This is a genomic window from Mesorhizobium sp. B4-1-4 (assembly GCF_006439395.2).
Classification (GTDB): domain Bacteria; phylum Pseudomonadota; class Alphaproteobacteria; order Rhizobiales; family Rhizobiaceae; genus Mesorhizobium.
The window spans coordinates 1720724-1735300 of sequence record NZ_CP083950.1; the positions used below are offsets into that span (position 1 = coordinate 1720724).

The 14577-nt window shown below is 61.8% G+C and carries 15 protein-coding genes; 13 read left to right on the forward strand and 2 right to left on the reverse strand.

Features of this window, described 5'->3' with window-relative positions; genetic code table 11:
• Position 1: 1 nt before the first annotated feature.
• Positions 2–2803: a DNA gyrase subunit A gene (gene gyrA, locus FJW03_RS08260; protein ID WP_140760072.1), complete on the forward strand. Its 2802-nt coding sequence runs from the start codon at positions 2–4 to the stop codon at positions 2801–2803.
• Positions 2804–2888: 85 nt separating this feature from the next.
• Here the strand turns inward: gyrA and FJW03_RS08265 are convergent, their stop codons facing one another.
• The gene (locus FJW03_RS08265; RefSeq protein WP_140760074.1) at positions 2889–3041 is read right to left on the reverse strand and encodes a hypothetical protein; all 153 of its coding nucleotides are present in this window, start codon (positions 3039–3041) and stop codon (positions 2889–2891) included.
• Positions 3042–3235: 194 nt separating this feature from the next.
• Here FJW03_RS08265 and coaD point away from each other — a divergent pair, with 194 nt between their 5' ends.
• The 6 genes from coaD (at position 3236) to tgt (ending at position 7624) form a co-directional block, all read left to right on the forward strand.
• A complete protein-coding gene (gene coaD / locus FJW03_RS08270; RefSeq protein WP_140760077.1) occupies positions 3236–3736 on the forward strand; it encodes a pantetheine-phosphate adenylyltransferase in 501 nt (166 codons plus the stop codon).
• 110 nt (positions 3737–3846) lie between these two features.
• Complete coding sequence (locus FJW03_RS08275; RefSeq protein WP_226890686.1) at positions 3847–4341, forward strand: peptidylprolyl isomerase; 495 nt, start codon at positions 3847–3849, stop codon at positions 4339–4341.
• Between the two features lie 26 nt (positions 4342–4367).
• The gene (locus FJW03_RS08280; RefSeq protein WP_140607042.1) at positions 4368–4880 is read left to right on the forward strand and encodes a peptidylprolyl isomerase; all 513 of its coding nucleotides are present in this window, start codon (positions 4368–4370) and stop codon (positions 4878–4880) included.
• An 11-nt stretch (positions 4881–4891) separates the two neighbouring features.
• Positions 4892–5341, forward strand: a complete 450-nt coding sequence (locus FJW03_RS08285; protein ID WP_140607041.1) for a DMT family transporter — start codon at positions 4892–4894, stop codon at positions 5339–5341.
• A gap of 6 nt (positions 5342–5347) precedes the next feature.
• Positions 5348–6433: a tRNA preQ1(34) S-adenosylmethionine ribosyltransferase-isomerase QueA gene (gene queA, locus FJW03_RS08290; protein WP_140760080.1), complete on the forward strand. Its 1086-nt coding sequence runs from the start codon at positions 5348–5350 to the stop codon at positions 6431–6433.
• 60 nt (positions 6434–6493) lie between these two features.
• A complete protein-coding gene (tgt, locus tag FJW03_RS08295; protein ID WP_140760082.1) occupies positions 6494–7624 on the forward strand; it encodes a tRNA guanosine(34) transglycosylase Tgt in 1131 nt (376 codons plus the stop codon).
• 4 nt (positions 7625–7628) lie between these two features.
• Here the strand turns inward: tgt and FJW03_RS08300 are convergent, their stop codons facing one another.
• Entirely contained in the window at positions 7629–8048 is a 420-nt protein-coding gene (locus tag FJW03_RS08300) for a DUF4864 domain-containing protein (RefSeq protein WP_140760085.1), read from the reverse strand.
• A 300-nt stretch (positions 8049–8348) separates the two neighbouring features.
• Here FJW03_RS08300 and FJW03_RS08305 point away from each other — a divergent pair, with 300 nt between their 5' ends.
• The 6 genes from FJW03_RS08305 to FJW03_RS08330 all read left to right on the forward strand — a co-directional run bounded on the left by FJW03_RS08305 (position 8349) and on the right by FJW03_RS08330 (position 14472).
• Positions 8349–8585, forward strand: coding sequence for an Lrp/AsnC ligand binding domain-containing protein (locus FJW03_RS08305; protein WP_091574954.1), 237 nt, complete (start codon positions 8349–8351; stop codon positions 8583–8585).
• A gap of 171 nt (positions 8586–8756) precedes the next feature.
• Complete coding sequence (locus FJW03_RS08310; RefSeq protein WP_181173111.1) at positions 8757–10169, forward strand: circularly permuted type 2 ATP-grasp protein; 1413 nt, start codon at positions 8757–8759, stop codon at positions 10167–10169.
• Between the two features lie 142 nt (positions 10170–10311).
• On the forward strand, positions 10312–11253 hold the full coding sequence (locus tag FJW03_RS08315; RefSeq protein WP_140760089.1) for an alpha-E domain-containing protein: 942 nt from the start codon (positions 10312–10314) through the stop codon (positions 11251–11253).
• Positions 11254–11338: 85 nt separating this feature from the next.
• Complete coding sequence (locus tag FJW03_RS08320; protein WP_140760091.1) at positions 11339–12133, forward strand: transglutaminase family protein; 795 nt, start codon at positions 11339–11341, stop codon at positions 12131–12133.
• Between the two features lie 91 nt (positions 12134–12224).
• Positions 12225–12956: a peptidase gene (locus tag FJW03_RS08325; RefSeq protein ID WP_140692955.1), complete on the forward strand. Its 732-nt coding sequence runs from the start codon at positions 12225–12227 to the stop codon at positions 12954–12956.
• A gap of 103 nt (positions 12957–13059) precedes the next feature.
• Positions 13060–14472 (forward strand): pyridoxal phosphate-dependent decarboxylase family protein, encoded by a 1413-nt coding sequence (locus FJW03_RS08330; protein WP_140760094.1) that lies wholly within the window; start codon positions 13060–13062, stop codon positions 14470–14472.
• Positions 14473–14577 lie beyond the last annotated feature (105 nt).

The following is a 14577-nucleotide window of genomic DNA, read 5'->3' on the forward strand; positions in this document are numbered from 1 at the left end:
TTTGACCGACCAAAAGACACCGCGCGGCGCCGACGGCGGCCCCACCGGCATCGAGCCGATCTCCATAATCGAGGAGATGCAGAGCTCCTATCTCTCTTACGCGATGAGCGTGATCGTCAGCCGTGCGCTTCCCGATGTGCGCGACGGCCTGAAGCCGGTGCATCGTCGTATCCTCTATGCCGCCCATGAGAGCGGCTACCACTGGAACCGCAAATATGTGAAGTCCGCGCGTCCCGTCGCCGACGTGATGGGTAAATACCATCCGCACGGCGATGCCTCGATCTATGACGCCTTGGTGCGCATGGCGCAGGACTGGTCGCTGCGCGTGCCTCTGATCGACGGCCAAGGCAACTTCGGTTCGATCGACGGCGATCCGCCGGCGGCCATGCGTTATACCGAATCTCGGCTGACCAAGGTCGCGCATGAGTTGCTGGAGGATATCGACAAGGACACCGTCGACTTCCAGGACACTTATGATGCCTCGGACACCGAGCCGAAGGTCCTGCCCGCGCGCTTTCCCAATCTGCTGGTCAACGGCTCCGGCGGCATCGCCGTCGGCATGGCCACCAACATCCCCCCGCATAATCTCGGTGAGGTCTGCAACGCCGCCATTGCCGTCATCGACAACCCGTCGATCGACCTGCCGGCGCTGATGGAGATCATTCCAGGTCCCGATTTCCCGACCGGCGGCATCGTGCTTGGCCGTTCCGGTATCTACAGCGCCTATTCCACCGGCCGTGGGTCCATTGTCATGCGCGGCAAGGTCAACATCGAACAGCGCGGCAATGACCGTGAATCGATCATCATCACCGAGGTTCCCTATCAGGTGAACAAGGCCTCGATGATCGAGAAGATGGCCGAGCTCGTGCGCGACAAGCGCATCGAGGGCATTTCCGACATCCGCGACGAGAGCGACCGCCAGGGCTACCGGGTTGTCGTCGAGCTGAAGCGCGATGCCGTTGCCGATGTCATCCTCAACCAGCTTTACCGTTTCACGCCGCTGCAGACCTCGTTCGGCGCCAACATGGTGGCGCTGAACGGCGGCAAGCCGGAACTGCTGACGCTGACCGATATGCTGAAGGCGTTCGTCACCTTCCGCGAGGAGGTGATTACACGGCGGACGAAATTCCTGCTGCGCAAAGCGCGCGACCGCGCCCATGTGCTGGTTGGCCTGGCCATCGCCGTCGCCAATATCGACGAGGTCATCAAGCTGATCCGTACCGCGCCGGATCCGCAGACGGCGCGCGAACAGTTGATGGAGCGCCGCTGGCCGGCCGGCGACGTCGAATCGCTGATCCTTCTGATCGACGATCCCCGCCACCGCATCAACGAGGACGGCACCTACAATCTGTCCGAGGAGCAGGCGCGCGCCATCCTCGAACTGCGCCTGCAGCGCCTGACCGCGCTTGGCCGCGACGAAATCGCCGACGAATTGAACACCATCGGCACCGAAATCGTCGATTATCTCGACATTCTGTCGTCGCGCGCGCGCGTCCAGCAGATCGTCAAGGACGAGCTCGCCGCCGTGCGCGACGAGTTCGGCACGCCACGCCGCACCGAACTCACCGACGGCGGCGCCGACATGGAAGACGAGGACCTGATCCAGCGCGAGGATATGGTCGTGACGGTGAGCCATTCCGGCTACATCAAGCGCGTGCCGTTGTCGCTCTACCGGGCGCAGCGCCGCGGCGGCAAGGGCCGCTCCGGCATGTCGACCAAGGAAGAGGATTTCGTCACCAGGCTGTTCGTGGCCAACACCCACACGCCGGTGCTGTTCTTCTCCTCGCGCGGCATCGTCTACAAGGAAAAGGTCTGGCGGCTGCCGATCGGCAATCCGCAGTCACGCGGCAAGGCGCTGATCAACATGCTGCCGCTCGAGCAGGGCGAGCGCATCACCACCATCATGCCGCTGCCGGAAGACGAGACCAGCTGGGGCGAGCTCGACGTGATGTTCGCCACCACGCGCGGCACAGTGCGCCGCAACAAGCTTTCCGACTTCATCCAGGTCAACCGCAATGGCAAGATCGCCATGAAGCTGGAGGAGGAGGGCGACGAGATCCTCGGCGTCGAGACGTGTACCGATAATGACGACGTACTCCTGACCGCCAGCTCCGGCCAGTGCATCCGCTTCTCGGTTGGCGACGTGCGCGTATTCCAGAGCCGCAACTCTGTCGGCGTGCGCGGCATAGCCATGGCCGATACCGACCGCGTCATTTCCATGGCTGTCATCGAGCATGTCGATGCGCCGCCGGCCGAACGCGCCGCCTATCTCAAGCGGGCGGCGGTCGAACGGCGGTTGGCTGCCGGTATACCGGGCGAAGAAGAAGAGATCGCGCTGACCAATGAAGAGGTCGACGAGGAAGCGGAGCTGTCCGACGAACGCTACGAATTCCTCAAGGCGCATGAGCAGTTCGTGCTGACGGTCACGGAATATGGTTACGGCAAGCGCTCCTCGTCCTATGATTTCCGTCTGACCGGCCGCGGCGGCAAGGGCATCCGCGCTACTGACGTCTCGAAGACGGCCGAAATCGGCAGGCTGGTGGCGACCTTCCCGGTCGGCAATGACGATCAGATCATGCTGGTGTCGGATGGCGGCACCGTCATCCGGGTGCCGGTGAACGGCATCCGTTTCGCAAGCCGGGCCACCAAGGGCGTGACCATCTTCAATACCGCCGAAGGTGAAAAGGTGGTTTCGGTCGAGCGCATTTCCGAGCCGCAATCGGACGAGGAAAGCGAAGAGACCGTCGAGGGCGTCGCCGACACCACTCCTGCGGCGGACCCCGGGCCGGAGACTGCCGAGTAAGTCCGGCCACGGGTCTTTAAACACGGCAACGCCGGCCAATCGGCCGGCGCGGTAGCAAGCTCAGACTGACTTGGTTCAGGCTGACTTAGTAGTGGCGATACGGCTTGCGGAGGCCGAAGCCTTCAAAACGTTTCGTGGCGGCCTTGACGCGGGCACGTTGCGCCTCCTGATGCAACCCGAATACTGTGGCGATCAGCATGGCGACGGTCATTGCGGTGGCGAGCATGTAGATCAGCATGTGCGTGTTCTCCTGCGCCTTACCAACGGATAGATGGGGTTTTGGTTTCATCCTATTAAGGTGCAACCTAGTGAACGCTGCGTGAAGGCTTCGTGATCAGCGTGTTCATCTGTCGTTCATGTGCCGGAAAGGGTTCACGGACATGATCCCGATCGGATTTGCCTTTGTGAGAGAGGCTCGCTAGAAGCTCCGGCATGACCGAACGCACAGCCCTCTATGCCGGCTCCTTCGACCCGCTGACCAACGGCCATCTCGATGTGCTGAAAGCGTCTCTGGCGGTTGCAGACATTGTCTACGCCGCGATTGGCATTCATCCGGGCAAGAAGCCGCTGTTCTCCTTCGAGGAGAGGGTGCACCTCATCGAAGCGGCGACGAAGGCTGAATTCGGCCGCGACGGGACCCGCATCAAGGTGGTCGCCTTTGACGGGCTGGTCATCGATGCCGCCAGGAAACAGGGAGCCTCGATCATGATCCGCGGCCTGCGCGACGGTACCGATCTCGACTACGAGATGCAGATGGCCGGCATGAACGAGACCATGGCGCCGGAATTGCAGACGGTTTTTCTGCCCGCCAGCCCTTCGGTGCGCACCATTACCGCCACACTTGTGCGCCAGATTGCCTCGATGGGAGGCGACATCCACCCCTTCGTGCCGGCGGCGGTTGCCGGCGCGCTCACCGCCAAATTCGCAAAATAAGTTTCCCGGAGAAGACCATGCAGCTGAAGAAGCTTGCCTCGTTCCTCGTCGTGCTCGCCGGTCTCGTGACCGCATCGGTCTCGGCCTATGCCGCCGATCCCGAAAACACCATGATCATCACGCTGAAGGACGGCGACGTGACCATCGCGCTTCGGCCCGATCTGGCGCCCAAGCATGTCGCGCAGATCAAGAAGCTCGTGCGTGAGCATGCCTACGACAATGTCGCGTTCCACCGCGTCATCGACGGCTTCATGGCCCAGACCGGCGACGTCAAGTTCGGCAACATGAAGAAGGGTTTCAATGCCCAGGCCGTCGGCACCGGAGGTTCCGATCTTCCCGACCTGCCGGCCGAATTCTCGCAGACCGAGCACTACAAGCGCGGCGTGGTCGGCATGGCCCGCTCGCAGGATCCGAACTCCGCCAATTCGCAGTTCTTCATCATGTTCGCGCCGGCGCCGCCGCTCGATGGCCAGTACACCATCGTCGGCAATGTCGTCAGCGGCATGGAACTGGTCGACAAGATCAAGAAGGGCGATGAGGCGGACAATGGCACGGTCGCCGATCCCGACCGGATGATCAAGGTGCGCATCGCCGCCGACAAATAATTCTGTTTTGAAAAAGGATATCTGACATGGCCGAAATCAAGGACCGCGAGAACGCGCTCATCATGGAAACGACCAAGGGCGAGGTCGTCATCGAAATGTTTCCCGACCTGGCGCCCGGCCATGTCGCCCGCATCAAGGAACTGGCGCGTGAGGGCGCTTATGACGGCGTGGTGTTCCACCGCGTCATCGAGGGCTTCATGGCGCAGACCGGCGACGTCAAGTTCGGCAATTCGTCCAAGCCGACTTTCGCGCCGTCCCGCGCGGGCATGGGCGGCTCCGACAAGCCGGACCTGAAGGCTGAATTCTCCAACGCCAATCACGGCCGCGGCACTTGCTCGATGGCCCGCGCCCAGAACCCGAACTCGGCCAATTCGCAGTTTTTCATCTGCTTCGACGATGCCGCGTTCCTCAACCGCCAGTACACAGTCTGGGGCCAGGTGATCGAAGGCATGGACAATGTCGACAAGATCAAGCGCGGCGAGCCGGTGCAGGACCCCGACAAGATCGTGTCGCTGAAGGTCGCGGCCGACGTCAAGTAAGGCAGATAACAATGATGGGCGTCGTCTGGTCGCTTCTCGGCATCCTGTCCGGCGCCTTCATTGCCATTCAGGCGCCGATCAATTCGCAGTTGGCGCGCGGCCTGGGGCTCCCGGTCGCGGCGGCCGCGTTTTCGTTCCTGTCGGGCGCTATCGTGCTTGGCATCATCTCCGTCACGGTGGTGAAGCTGCAAGGCATTTCGCTCGACTGGAAGGCACCGGCGCCGTGGCTGTTCGTCGCCGGCGGCATGCTCGGCGGCTTCTATGTCACGCTCTCGACGATTCTCACGCCGCGCATCGGCGCTGCCGCGCTGATGGCGTTCCTGGTGGCCGGCCAGCTGCTGGCCGGCATGCTCATCGACCGCGTCGGCTTCCTTGGTGTCGCGGTGCGTGAAATCTCGCTCGGCCGCGTCGCCGGCGCGGTGCTGCTCTTGGTCGGGGCACTGCTCGTCCGGCTGTTTTGATTTCCAATGCGTGTCGACCTCTTTGATTTTGACCTTCCGGAGCAGCGCATCGCGCTTCGCCCGGCAGAGCCGCGCGACAGCGCCAGGATGCTGGTGGTCAAACCGGGCGAGGCGCTCGATGACCGGACGGTTGGCGATCTGCCTTCCTTGCTCAAGGCCGGCGACGTTCTGGTGTTCAACGACACCAAGGTCATTCCGGCGCAGCTCAAAGGCATCAGACGGCGCGGCGAAGCGCAGGCGCAGGTCGAGGCCACACTGCATATGCGCGTGGCGCCGGATCGGTGGCTCGCCTTCATGCGGCCAGGCAAGCGCATCGTCGCCGGCGACCGCATCCATTTTGGCCGTGACGGCAATTCCTGTTTCCTTGGCCAGCTCGATGCCACGGTGATCGAGAAAGGCGAGGGCGGCGAGGCGCTGCTCGGCTTTGACCTGTCGGGGCCTTTCCTCGACGAAGCGTTGCACGCCGTCGGCCATATCCCGTTGCCGCCTTACATCGCCTCGAAGCGCGACGACGACGAGCGCGACCGCGCCGACTACCAGACCATCTATGCCCGCGAGGAAGGGGCGGTTGCGGCGCCTACGGCCGGCCTGCATTTCACGCCGGAGCTTTTCGCGACACTCGATGCCAAAGGGGTCGAGCGCCACTTCGTCACCTTGCATGTCGGTGCCGGCACGTTCCTGCCGGTGAAGGCAGCCGACACCGCCGATCACAAGATGCATGCCGAGATCGGCTCCGTCAGTCAGGCGACCGCCGACGCCTTGAATGCTGCGAAGGCGAGGGGCGGGCGTATCATTGCCGTTGGCACGACTTCGCTGCGCCTGCTGGAGAGCGCCGCGCGTGAGGATGGCGCACTGGCTGAATGGTCGGGCCCGACAGACATCTTCATCACGCCTGGCTATCGCTTTCGCACCGCCGACATGCTGATGACCAATTTCCATCTGCCTCGCTCGACGCTGTTCATGCTGGTTTCGGCCTTCAGCGGCCTCGACACGATGCGTGCGGCCTATGCGCATGCCATCGCTAACCACTACAGGTTCTATTCCTACGGAGACGCGAGCCTGCTTTACCGCGCGCGGATGAGCCCTGCATGATCCAATGCCCGTCGCTCAACACGCAGGCGCCGTGTGCGCCAATCCACGACAAGGACTTCAATGACTAAGCCGTTCAGCTTCAAGGTTCTGGCGACCGACGGCAAGGCGCGGCGCGGTTTGATCGACATGCCGCGCGGCGAAATCCGCACGCCCGCCTTCATGCCGGTCGGCACCGGCGGTACGGTCAAGACCATGTACATGGATCAGGTGCGCGGCGTCGGCGCCGACATCATCCTGGGCAATACCTATCATCTGATGCTGCGGCCCGGCGCCGAGCGCGTGGCGCGGCTTGGCGGTTTGCATGAGTTCGCCCGCTGGCCGCATCCGATCCTGACCGACAGCGGCGGTTTCCAGGTGATGTCCCTGTCGAAGCTGAGAAAGCTGAGCGAGAAAGGCGTTACCTTCCGCTCGCATATCGACGGCGCCCCTTACGAGATGTCGCCGGAGCGTTCGATCGAGATTCAAGGTTTGCTCGATTCCGATATCCAGATGCAGCTCGACGAATGCACGGCGCTGCCGGCCGAGCTGAAGGAGATCGAGCGCGCCATGGAGTTGTCGCTGCGCTGGGCCGAGCGCTGCAAAATGGCGTTCGGCGACCAGCCCGGCAAGGCGATGTTCGGCATCGTACAGGGCGGCGACAACGCGGCGCTCAGGATGCGGTCCGCGCAGGCGCTGAGCGCGATGAACCTGAAGGGTTACGCGGTCGGGGGGCTGGCCGTCGGCGAGTCCCAAGCGGTGATGCTTGAGATGCTTGACATCACCTGTCCGGAGCTGCCTCAGGACAAGCCTCGCTACCTCATGGGCGTCGGCACGCCGGATGATATCCTGAAATCGGTGGCGCGCGGCATCGACATGTTCGATTGCGTGATGCCGACGCGGGCGGGCCGCCATGGCCTTGCCTACACCAGGCGCGGCAAGGTCAACCTGCGCAACGCCCGCCATGCCGATGATCCGCGCCCGCTCGACGAGGAAAGCGACTGCCCGGCGACGCGCGATTATTCGCGTGCCTATCTGCATCATCTGGTGCGCTCGCAGGAGGCGCTCGGCGCGATGCTGCTGACCTGGAACAACCTGTCCTACTACCAGAAGCTGATGCAGGACATCCGGGCGGCGGTCGAAGCCGGCAGCTTCGAGACGCGCGGGGCCGAGATCACCGAGGGCTGGGCGAGGGGCGATATCCCCACGCTATAGCCGTTCAGGTGCTGAGCGAGTTCGACGCCCGCAGGCTGCAGCCGGTGATCCGGAACGTGCCGTCGGGCTGCTGCTGCAACGTGTAGACCGCCTCGTAGTCCTTGCCGTCGGGGCCGACGATCAGCACCTGCTGGATGATCGAACCTGGGCTCGTCTCCTCGACCTTGCCGAAGGAGTAGGTTTGTGGCTTGCGTACCGGTGCATAGCCATTGGTGACCATGTTCATGAAGGTGTCGACGGTCGGGAAGATCTGTTTCACATTCGGCGCCGCGAAGCTGTAGGCGGTGGCGCCGTCATTGGCGATGAAGGCTTTCAGCTGACCATCTATGGCTGCCTGGGCCGCCTTGATATCGGCATCGCCGGCAGACGCCGAGGAAGCGAGTATCAGCGGACCCAAGGCAAATGCGAAAAGTGTGCGGCGCATGACCGGTCTCCCTTGTCCTCGAAAGCCGCCATTGAAAAAGCCGTCGGCGGGTATTCTAACATACGCATGACGGCGCTTCACGGTTGCAGCGGCTGCCAATATTCGTTCGCTGCAGCAGATTGCTTATGCTGATGGCCAATGAGCTGGGCTTTCCGAACACTGCACTAACGATATTTTCGGCTCCGTAGGGTCGACATCGCCAGTGTCCGCGCCGGCTAAGTGCGCATTCCAACGCTTGAAAGGCCGCCTCCAGTCTGCCAGAAGGGCCGCTTGGACCTGGAAGTTTAGCGGGACGAAGCCATGAAGGCGTTTTTCGTGCAGATCAAATGCGAGCTGGGCAAATCCTATGAGGTTGCCAGCGCGCTTGCCGATGCCGAGATCGCGTCGGAAATCTATTCCACCGCCGGCAATTACGATCTGCTCGCCAAATTCTATGTCGACGACGAGGAAGACGTCGGACATTTCGTCAATGAAAAGGTGCAGGTTCTGCCGGGCATCAAGGACACCTTCACCGTCGTCACGTTTCGCGCCTTCTAGCTGCCGAGCGGATTTGCCCGGGCATCAGGCACAGCCTGAGCAAGGTGATATTTCAGCTGCCTTAATTTTAGGCAAGCGCAAGATACTGATCGGCTGCACCCCTCAAATCACCGATTGCGCTTGATTTTCTCCGGCGACGCCAGTGAAATGGCGTCACAGGGGAGTATGCGATTGGCAGCGTTCGATGAAATGCTTCCGGAGGTCTCCGGACTTAGAAGACCGTATTCGGCTTATGACCGTTGGCTGAAGGAGCAGGATCCAGCCAGGCTTACCGAGAAGATGCAGGACGCCGAACGCGTCTTCCGCAAAACCGGCATCACCTTCGCCGTCTATGGCGAGCAGGAAGCCTCCGAGCGGCTCATTCCTTTCGACATCGTTCCGCGCATTATTTCCGGCCAGGAATGGCGGCGCCTGACACAAGGCATCGAACAGCGCGTGCAGGCGCTGAACGCCTTCCTAGACGATATCTACCATCGCCAGGAGATCCTGCGCGCCGGCCGTGTCCCCAAGGACCTGATCGCCAGGAACGAGGCTTTCCTGCCGGAGATGATCGGTGTGCGGCCGCCGGCCGGCGTCTACACCCACATCATCGGCGTCGATATCGTACGCATCAGCGAGGACGAGTTCTACGTTCTGGAGGACAATGCGCGCACGCCGTCCGGTGTCTCCTACATGCTGGAGAACCGCGAGACGATGATGCAGCTGTTCCCCGAGCTGTTCCAGAAGATCAAGGTGCGGCCGGTGGAGAATTACCCCCAGCTGCTGCGCCAGTCGCTGGCGGCGGTTCGCCCCCAGAGCACCAAGGGCGCGCCGACCATCGCGGTGCTGACGCCCGGTAGCTACAATTCCGCCTATTTCGAGCACGCCTTCCTCGCCGACCAGATGGGGGTTCAACTGGTCGAGGGCCAGGACCTGCGCGTTATCGACGGCCACGTCGCGATGCGCACGACCGAAGGCTATAAGCAGATCGACGTGCTCTACCGCCGTGTGGACGATTCCTTCCTCGATCCGCTGACCTTCCGGCCGGATTCGGCTCTGGGCATACCCGGCATCATGGATGTCTACCGCGCCGGCAACATCACCATCGCCAATGCGCCGGGCACCGGTATCGCCGACGACAAGGCGATCTACTCCTACATGCCCGAGATCGTCGAATTCTACACCGGCCGCAAGGCGATCCTTGGCAACATTCCCACCTGGCGCTGTTCCGAGCCGGACAGCCTCAAATATGTGCTCGAGCACATCCACGAACTGGTAATCAAGGAAGTCCATGGCTCCGGCGGCTACGGCATGCTGGTGGGACCGGCCGCGACCAAGCAGGAATGCGAGGATTTTGCCAAGAAGCTGGCCGCGAAGCCTTCCAACTATATCGCCCAGCCGACACTGGCGCTGTCGACCTGTCCGATCCTGACCGGGAAGGGGTTGGCGCCGCGCCATGTCGATCTCCGGCCCTACGTGCTGGTCTCCGACCGCATCCAGATCGTGCCGGGCGGGCTGACGCGGGTTGCGCTGAAGGAAGGTTCGCTGGTCGTGAACTCCTCACAAGGCGGCGGCACCAAGGATACCTGGGTGCTGGATGATTGAGATGAGCAGGCAGTAGGCAGTAGGCAGTAGGCAGTAGGCAGTAGTAGAGGGGGACAGCGCATGCCATATCCAGTGGAGATTCAACTGTTTACTACTGACTACTCACTATTCCCTACTCACTAGCTCGAAGGGGCCGCTTCACATGCTTCTCGGCCGCACCGCAAACGGGCTCTACTGGATGAACCGCTACATCGAGCGAGCGGAAAACATGGCAAGGTTGGTCGATGCCGGCTTGCGCATGGCGCTGACCCGGACGCAGGACGCATCCGAAGAATGGAACTCAGTGCTGCTCAGCGCCGGTTCGGATGCCGCCTTCACACAGAAATACCAGGACTACACGGCGGCCAATGTCGCCGACTTCCTTTTGCGCGACACGTCGAACCCGTCGAGCACCATGGCGTCGATCGAGACGGCCCGCAACAATGCGCGCATGGTGCGCACAGCGCTGACGCGCGAGACATGGGAAAGCATCAATGAAGCCTGGATGGCGTTGAAGCGGATGCTGGCGAGACCGATTGACGAGCGTGATCTGCCCAGCGTGCTCGACGCCATCAAGCGCGAGACGGCGCTGATCCGCGGCTCGTTCTACGGCACCATGCTGCGCAACGAGATCTTCGACTTCTCGCAGCTCGGCACCTATGTCGAGCGTGCCGACAATACGGCGCGCATCCTCGACGTGAAATACTACGTGCTTCTGCCGTCGATCTCCTGGGTCGGTTCGACGCTCGACAACTACCAATGGGAATCGATCCTGCGCTCGGTGTCGGCGCATCGCTCCTACCGCTGGGTCTATGACGCCGACTACAAGCCGACCAATATTGCCGATTACCTGATCCTCAACGTCCGCATGCCGCGATCGCTGACCTTTTGCTACCGCTTCCTGGCGGAGCATCTGAAGTTCCTCGGCGAGGACTATGGCGAACGCCATGCCTGCCACGCAACGGCGGAGAAAACGCAGGCGATGTTGAGGGCAGGGTCGATCAAGGACATTTTCGATACCGGCCTGCACGAATTCCTGGCCAATTTCATTCGCGACAACACCAGGCTCGGCGACGAGATCGCACAGGACTACAGGTTTAATTGAGCATGGTCCCGAACCGAATGACCATGACGGTGAAAAATGGTTGCCGGTTTTCGGATGAGATTATGCACACAAACGGACGATAGCCATGCGGCTGAAAATCTCTCACCGGACCGAATACCGCTACGATGCGCCGGTGCATTACCTGTTACAGCGGCTGAGGCTGCTGCCGGTAAGCGGGCCGACACAGACGGTGCTGTCCTGGGCATTAAAGGTTGAAGGCGCGCGCGAGGAGGTTCGCTTTACCGACCAGTATGGCAACGATAACAGGCTGTTGAGCGTCGAGGGTGACCACGACTTCATCACGGTCGAGGCGTCGGGCGAGGTGGTGACGCGCGACACATCAGGCGTCAGCGGTCCGCATCAGGGCTTCGCGCCACTCTGGTTGTTCGCGCAGGAGACGCCTTTGACCACCATAGGCAGCGGCATCCGTGGTATTGCCGAAGCGGTCGGCTCGGGCACCGATATCGAAAGGCTGCACCGGCTGATGGCCATCATCGGCGAGCGCGTCGCCTATACACCTGGCATCACCAATGCGGCGACCCCGGCTGAGGAGGCCCTGTCGCTGAAAACCGGGGTTTGTCAAGACCATAGCCACATCTTTGCCGCCGCCGCGCGCGCCATGGGTTTTCCGTCCCGCTATGTCAGTGGCTATCTGATGATGGAGGCGTCTGTCGAGCAGGCGGCAAGCCATGCCTGGGCCGAAGCACATGTTCCGGGCCTCGGCTGGGTTGCCTTCGATCCCGCCAATGGTATTTCTCCCGACGAGCGCTATGTGAAGGTGGCCACCGGCCGCGATTATCGTGACGCCTCGCCGGTCTCGGGAATTCGGCTGGGACAGGCGGAAGAACAGCTTGCGGTCACCGTCACGGTGGAGCAGTAATCCCTCAGGATTGCCGCCAGAAGCAATTCCAGGAAAAGTGTGAAGCGGTTTTCCGTCCGGAATTGCGTCGAGCCACTCTAGAAGAGATTCCATGACCTATTGCGTCGGCCTGAAGATCGATCGCGGGCTCGTGTTCATGTCGGACACGCGCACCAATGCCGGTATGGATTCGATCTCGACTTTCAAGAAGATGCATGTCTGGGAACAGCCGGGCGAGCGCGTCATCGTGCTGATGTCCGCCGGCAATCTGGCGACGACACAGGCCGTGGTCAGCCTGCTCGAGGAGCGCACCAAGGCCGTGGCGGACCGCCATGCCACGCTGCTCGAAACACCGTCGATGTATCAGACGGTGCGGCTGGTCGGCGACACGGTCAAGGAAGTGATCGCCCATTCGTCGCCTGTCGGCGAGAAGGCCGATTCCTATTTCAATGCCTCTTTCATCCTGGGTGGGCAGATCAAGGGCAGCCCGCCACGGCTGTTCATGATCTATCCCGAAGGCAATTTCATCGAATCGACCGACGACACTCCATTCTTCCAGATCGGCGAGACCAAATACGGCAAGCCGATCATCATCCGCGCCTATGAGCGGACGATGAGCCTTGCCGAGACCGTGAAGCTGCTTCTGGTCTCGTTTGATTCGACGCTGAAGTCGAACCTGTCGGTTGGTTTGCCGCTCGACCTTCTGTTCCTGGAGAAGGATGCTTTCCAGATCGGGCTGAAGAAACGGATCAGCCAGGACGACCAATATTATCGCGCCATTTCCGAAGGCTGGTCGAATGCGTTGAAGTCAGCCTTTGCCAGCCTGCCGGACTTTCCGGGGTAGTGCTGCCGCCAGGCCTCTCGCCGGTTGCTCCAATGTATTTAACATGTTAATTAAAGAGACGGCTGGGGCAACCGGCCCGCTCGCCGGCTATTGGGAGAAAAGCATGGACAATGAAGAGTTCCGCGACTGGTCGAGGCGGGCCGCCGACTGGGGCGCCGACTATCGCGCCAGCCTGCGCGACCGGCCGGTGCGGCCAGCGATTGCGCCGGGCGAGATATTCAGGAGCATCGAGGCCTCTCCACCCGAAGCCCCGGAGCCGATGGACACGATCTTCGCCGATTTCGAAGCGAAGATCGTGCCCGGCATGACGCATTGGCAGCATCCGCGCTTCTTCGCCTACTTTCCGGCCAACGCGGCACCGGTCTCGGTGGTGGCCGAGTATCTGGTTTCGGCGATGGCCGCGCAATGCATGCTATGGCAGACCTCTCCGGCGGCAACCGAGCTTGAAACGCGGACCGTCGACTGGATGCGCCAGGCGCTCGGCCTACCGGAAGGGTTCTCCGGCGTGATCCAGGATTCGGCCTCGTCGGCGACGCTCAACGCCGTGCTGACCATGCGCGAGCGGGCGCTGGACTGGCAAGGCAACAAGAAGGGACTGGCCGGGCAAGCGCGGTTGCGCATCTATTCCTCCGACCAGGTGCACACGTCGATCGACCGCGCGATATGGGTTGCCGGTATCGGCGAGGACAATCTTGTCCGCATCCCGGTGGCAGGTCGCTTTCGCGCAATGGACACCGCAGAGCTTGAAGCGGCGATCGTCGCCGACAGGAAAGCCGGCCTGCTGCCGGCGGGCATCATTGCTTGCGTAGGTGGTACCAGCACGGGTGGCACTGACGACGTTGCCGCGGTCGCCGAGGTCGCCAAGCGGCATGGGCTCTACCTCCATGTCGATGCGGCCTGGGCCGGGTCGGCGATGATTTGTCCGGAGTACCGGCACTTCTGGACAGGTATCGAAGGTGCGGATTCGATCGTCTTCAATCCGCACAAATGGCTCGGCGCACAGTTCGACTGTTCGATCCAGTTCCTGCGCGATCCTGAAAGCCATGTCAGGACGCTGGCCATCAAGCCCGACTATCTCAAGACGCACGGCCATGACGGCATCATCAACTATTCCGAATGGTCAGTGCCGCTGGGCCGGCGCTTCCGCGCCCTGAAATTGTGGTTCCTGCTGCGCGCCCACGGGCTGGAAAACCTGCGCACCATGATCCGCAACCATGTCGCCTGGAGCGAGGGCCTTGCCGCCCGGCTGGCAAAGGTGCCTGACTTCGAGATTGTCAGCCAAACGATGCTGTCGCTGTTTTCGTTCCGGCACAAGGCTGCCGTGAACGGCGATGCCGACGAGCACAATCTGCGGCTGGTCAATGCGATCAACGATGATGGTCGCATCTACCTAACGCAGACGCGGGTCGATGGACGGGTGGCGATCCGCTTCCAGGTTGGTCAGTTCGAAGCGACCGGCGATGATGTCGATGCGGCTTTCGCTGTCATCACGGAAATCGCGCGCGGCATGGCTTGATCAACCCGGATTCGAATCGGACACGGGTGCTGGCATAATCAGGAATTTTCGTTAGCCGGCTTGTGCCTTTTCATTGGTTTCGTTTTCCGCTATAAGCAAGAAAAA

What these genes read in the sequence shown, in the direction of transcription:
- FJW03_RS08265 (WP_140760074.1), bottom strand. Translation starts at nt 3,041, where the DNA reads ATGCTGATCTACATGCTCGCCACCGCAATGACCGTCGCCATGCTGATC.
- coaD (WP_140760077.1), top strand. Translation starts at nt 3,236, where the DNA reads ATGACCGAACGCACAGCCCTCTATGCCGGCTCCTTCGACCCGCTGACC.
- FJW03_RS08275 (WP_226890686.1), top strand. Translation starts at nt 3,847, where the DNA reads ATGATCATCACGCTGAAGGACGGCGACGTGACCATCGCGCTTCGGCCC.
- FJW03_RS08280 (WP_140607042.1), top strand. Translation starts at nt 4,368, where the DNA reads ATGGCCGAAATCAAGGACCGCGAGAACGCGCTCATCATGGAAACGACC.
- FJW03_RS08285 (WP_140607041.1), top strand. Translation starts at nt 4,892, where the DNA reads ATGATGGGCGTCGTCTGGTCGCTTCTCGGCATCCTGTCCGGCGCCTTC.
- queA (WP_140760080.1), top strand. Translation starts at nt 5,348, where the DNA reads ATGCGTGTCGACCTCTTTGATTTTGACCTTCCGGAGCAGCGCATCGCG.
- tgt (WP_140760082.1), top strand. Translation starts at nt 6,494, where the DNA reads ATGACTAAGCCGTTCAGCTTCAAGGTTCTGGCGACCGACGGCAAGGCG.
- FJW03_RS08300 (WP_140760085.1), bottom strand. Translation starts at nt 8,048, where the DNA reads ATGCGCCGCACACTTTTCGCATTTGCCTTGGGTCCGCTGATACTCGCT.
- FJW03_RS08305 (WP_091574954.1), top strand. Translation starts at nt 8,349, where the DNA reads ATGAAGGCGTTTTTCGTGCAGATCAAATGCGAGCTGGGCAAATCCTAT.
- FJW03_RS08315 (WP_140760089.1), top strand. Translation starts at nt 10,312, where the DNA reads ATGCTTCTCGGCCGCACCGCAAACGGGCTCTACTGGATGAACCGCTAC.
- FJW03_RS08320 (WP_140760091.1), top strand. Translation starts at nt 11,339, where the DNA reads ATGCGGCTGAAAATCTCTCACCGGACCGAATACCGCTACGATGCGCCG.
- FJW03_RS08325 (WP_140692955.1), top strand. Translation starts at nt 12,225, where the DNA reads ATGACCTATTGCGTCGGCCTGAAGATCGATCGCGGGCTCGTGTTCATG.
- FJW03_RS08330 (WP_140760094.1), top strand. Translation starts at nt 13,060, where the DNA reads ATGGACAATGAAGAGTTCCGCGACTGGTCGAGGCGGGCCGCCGACTGG.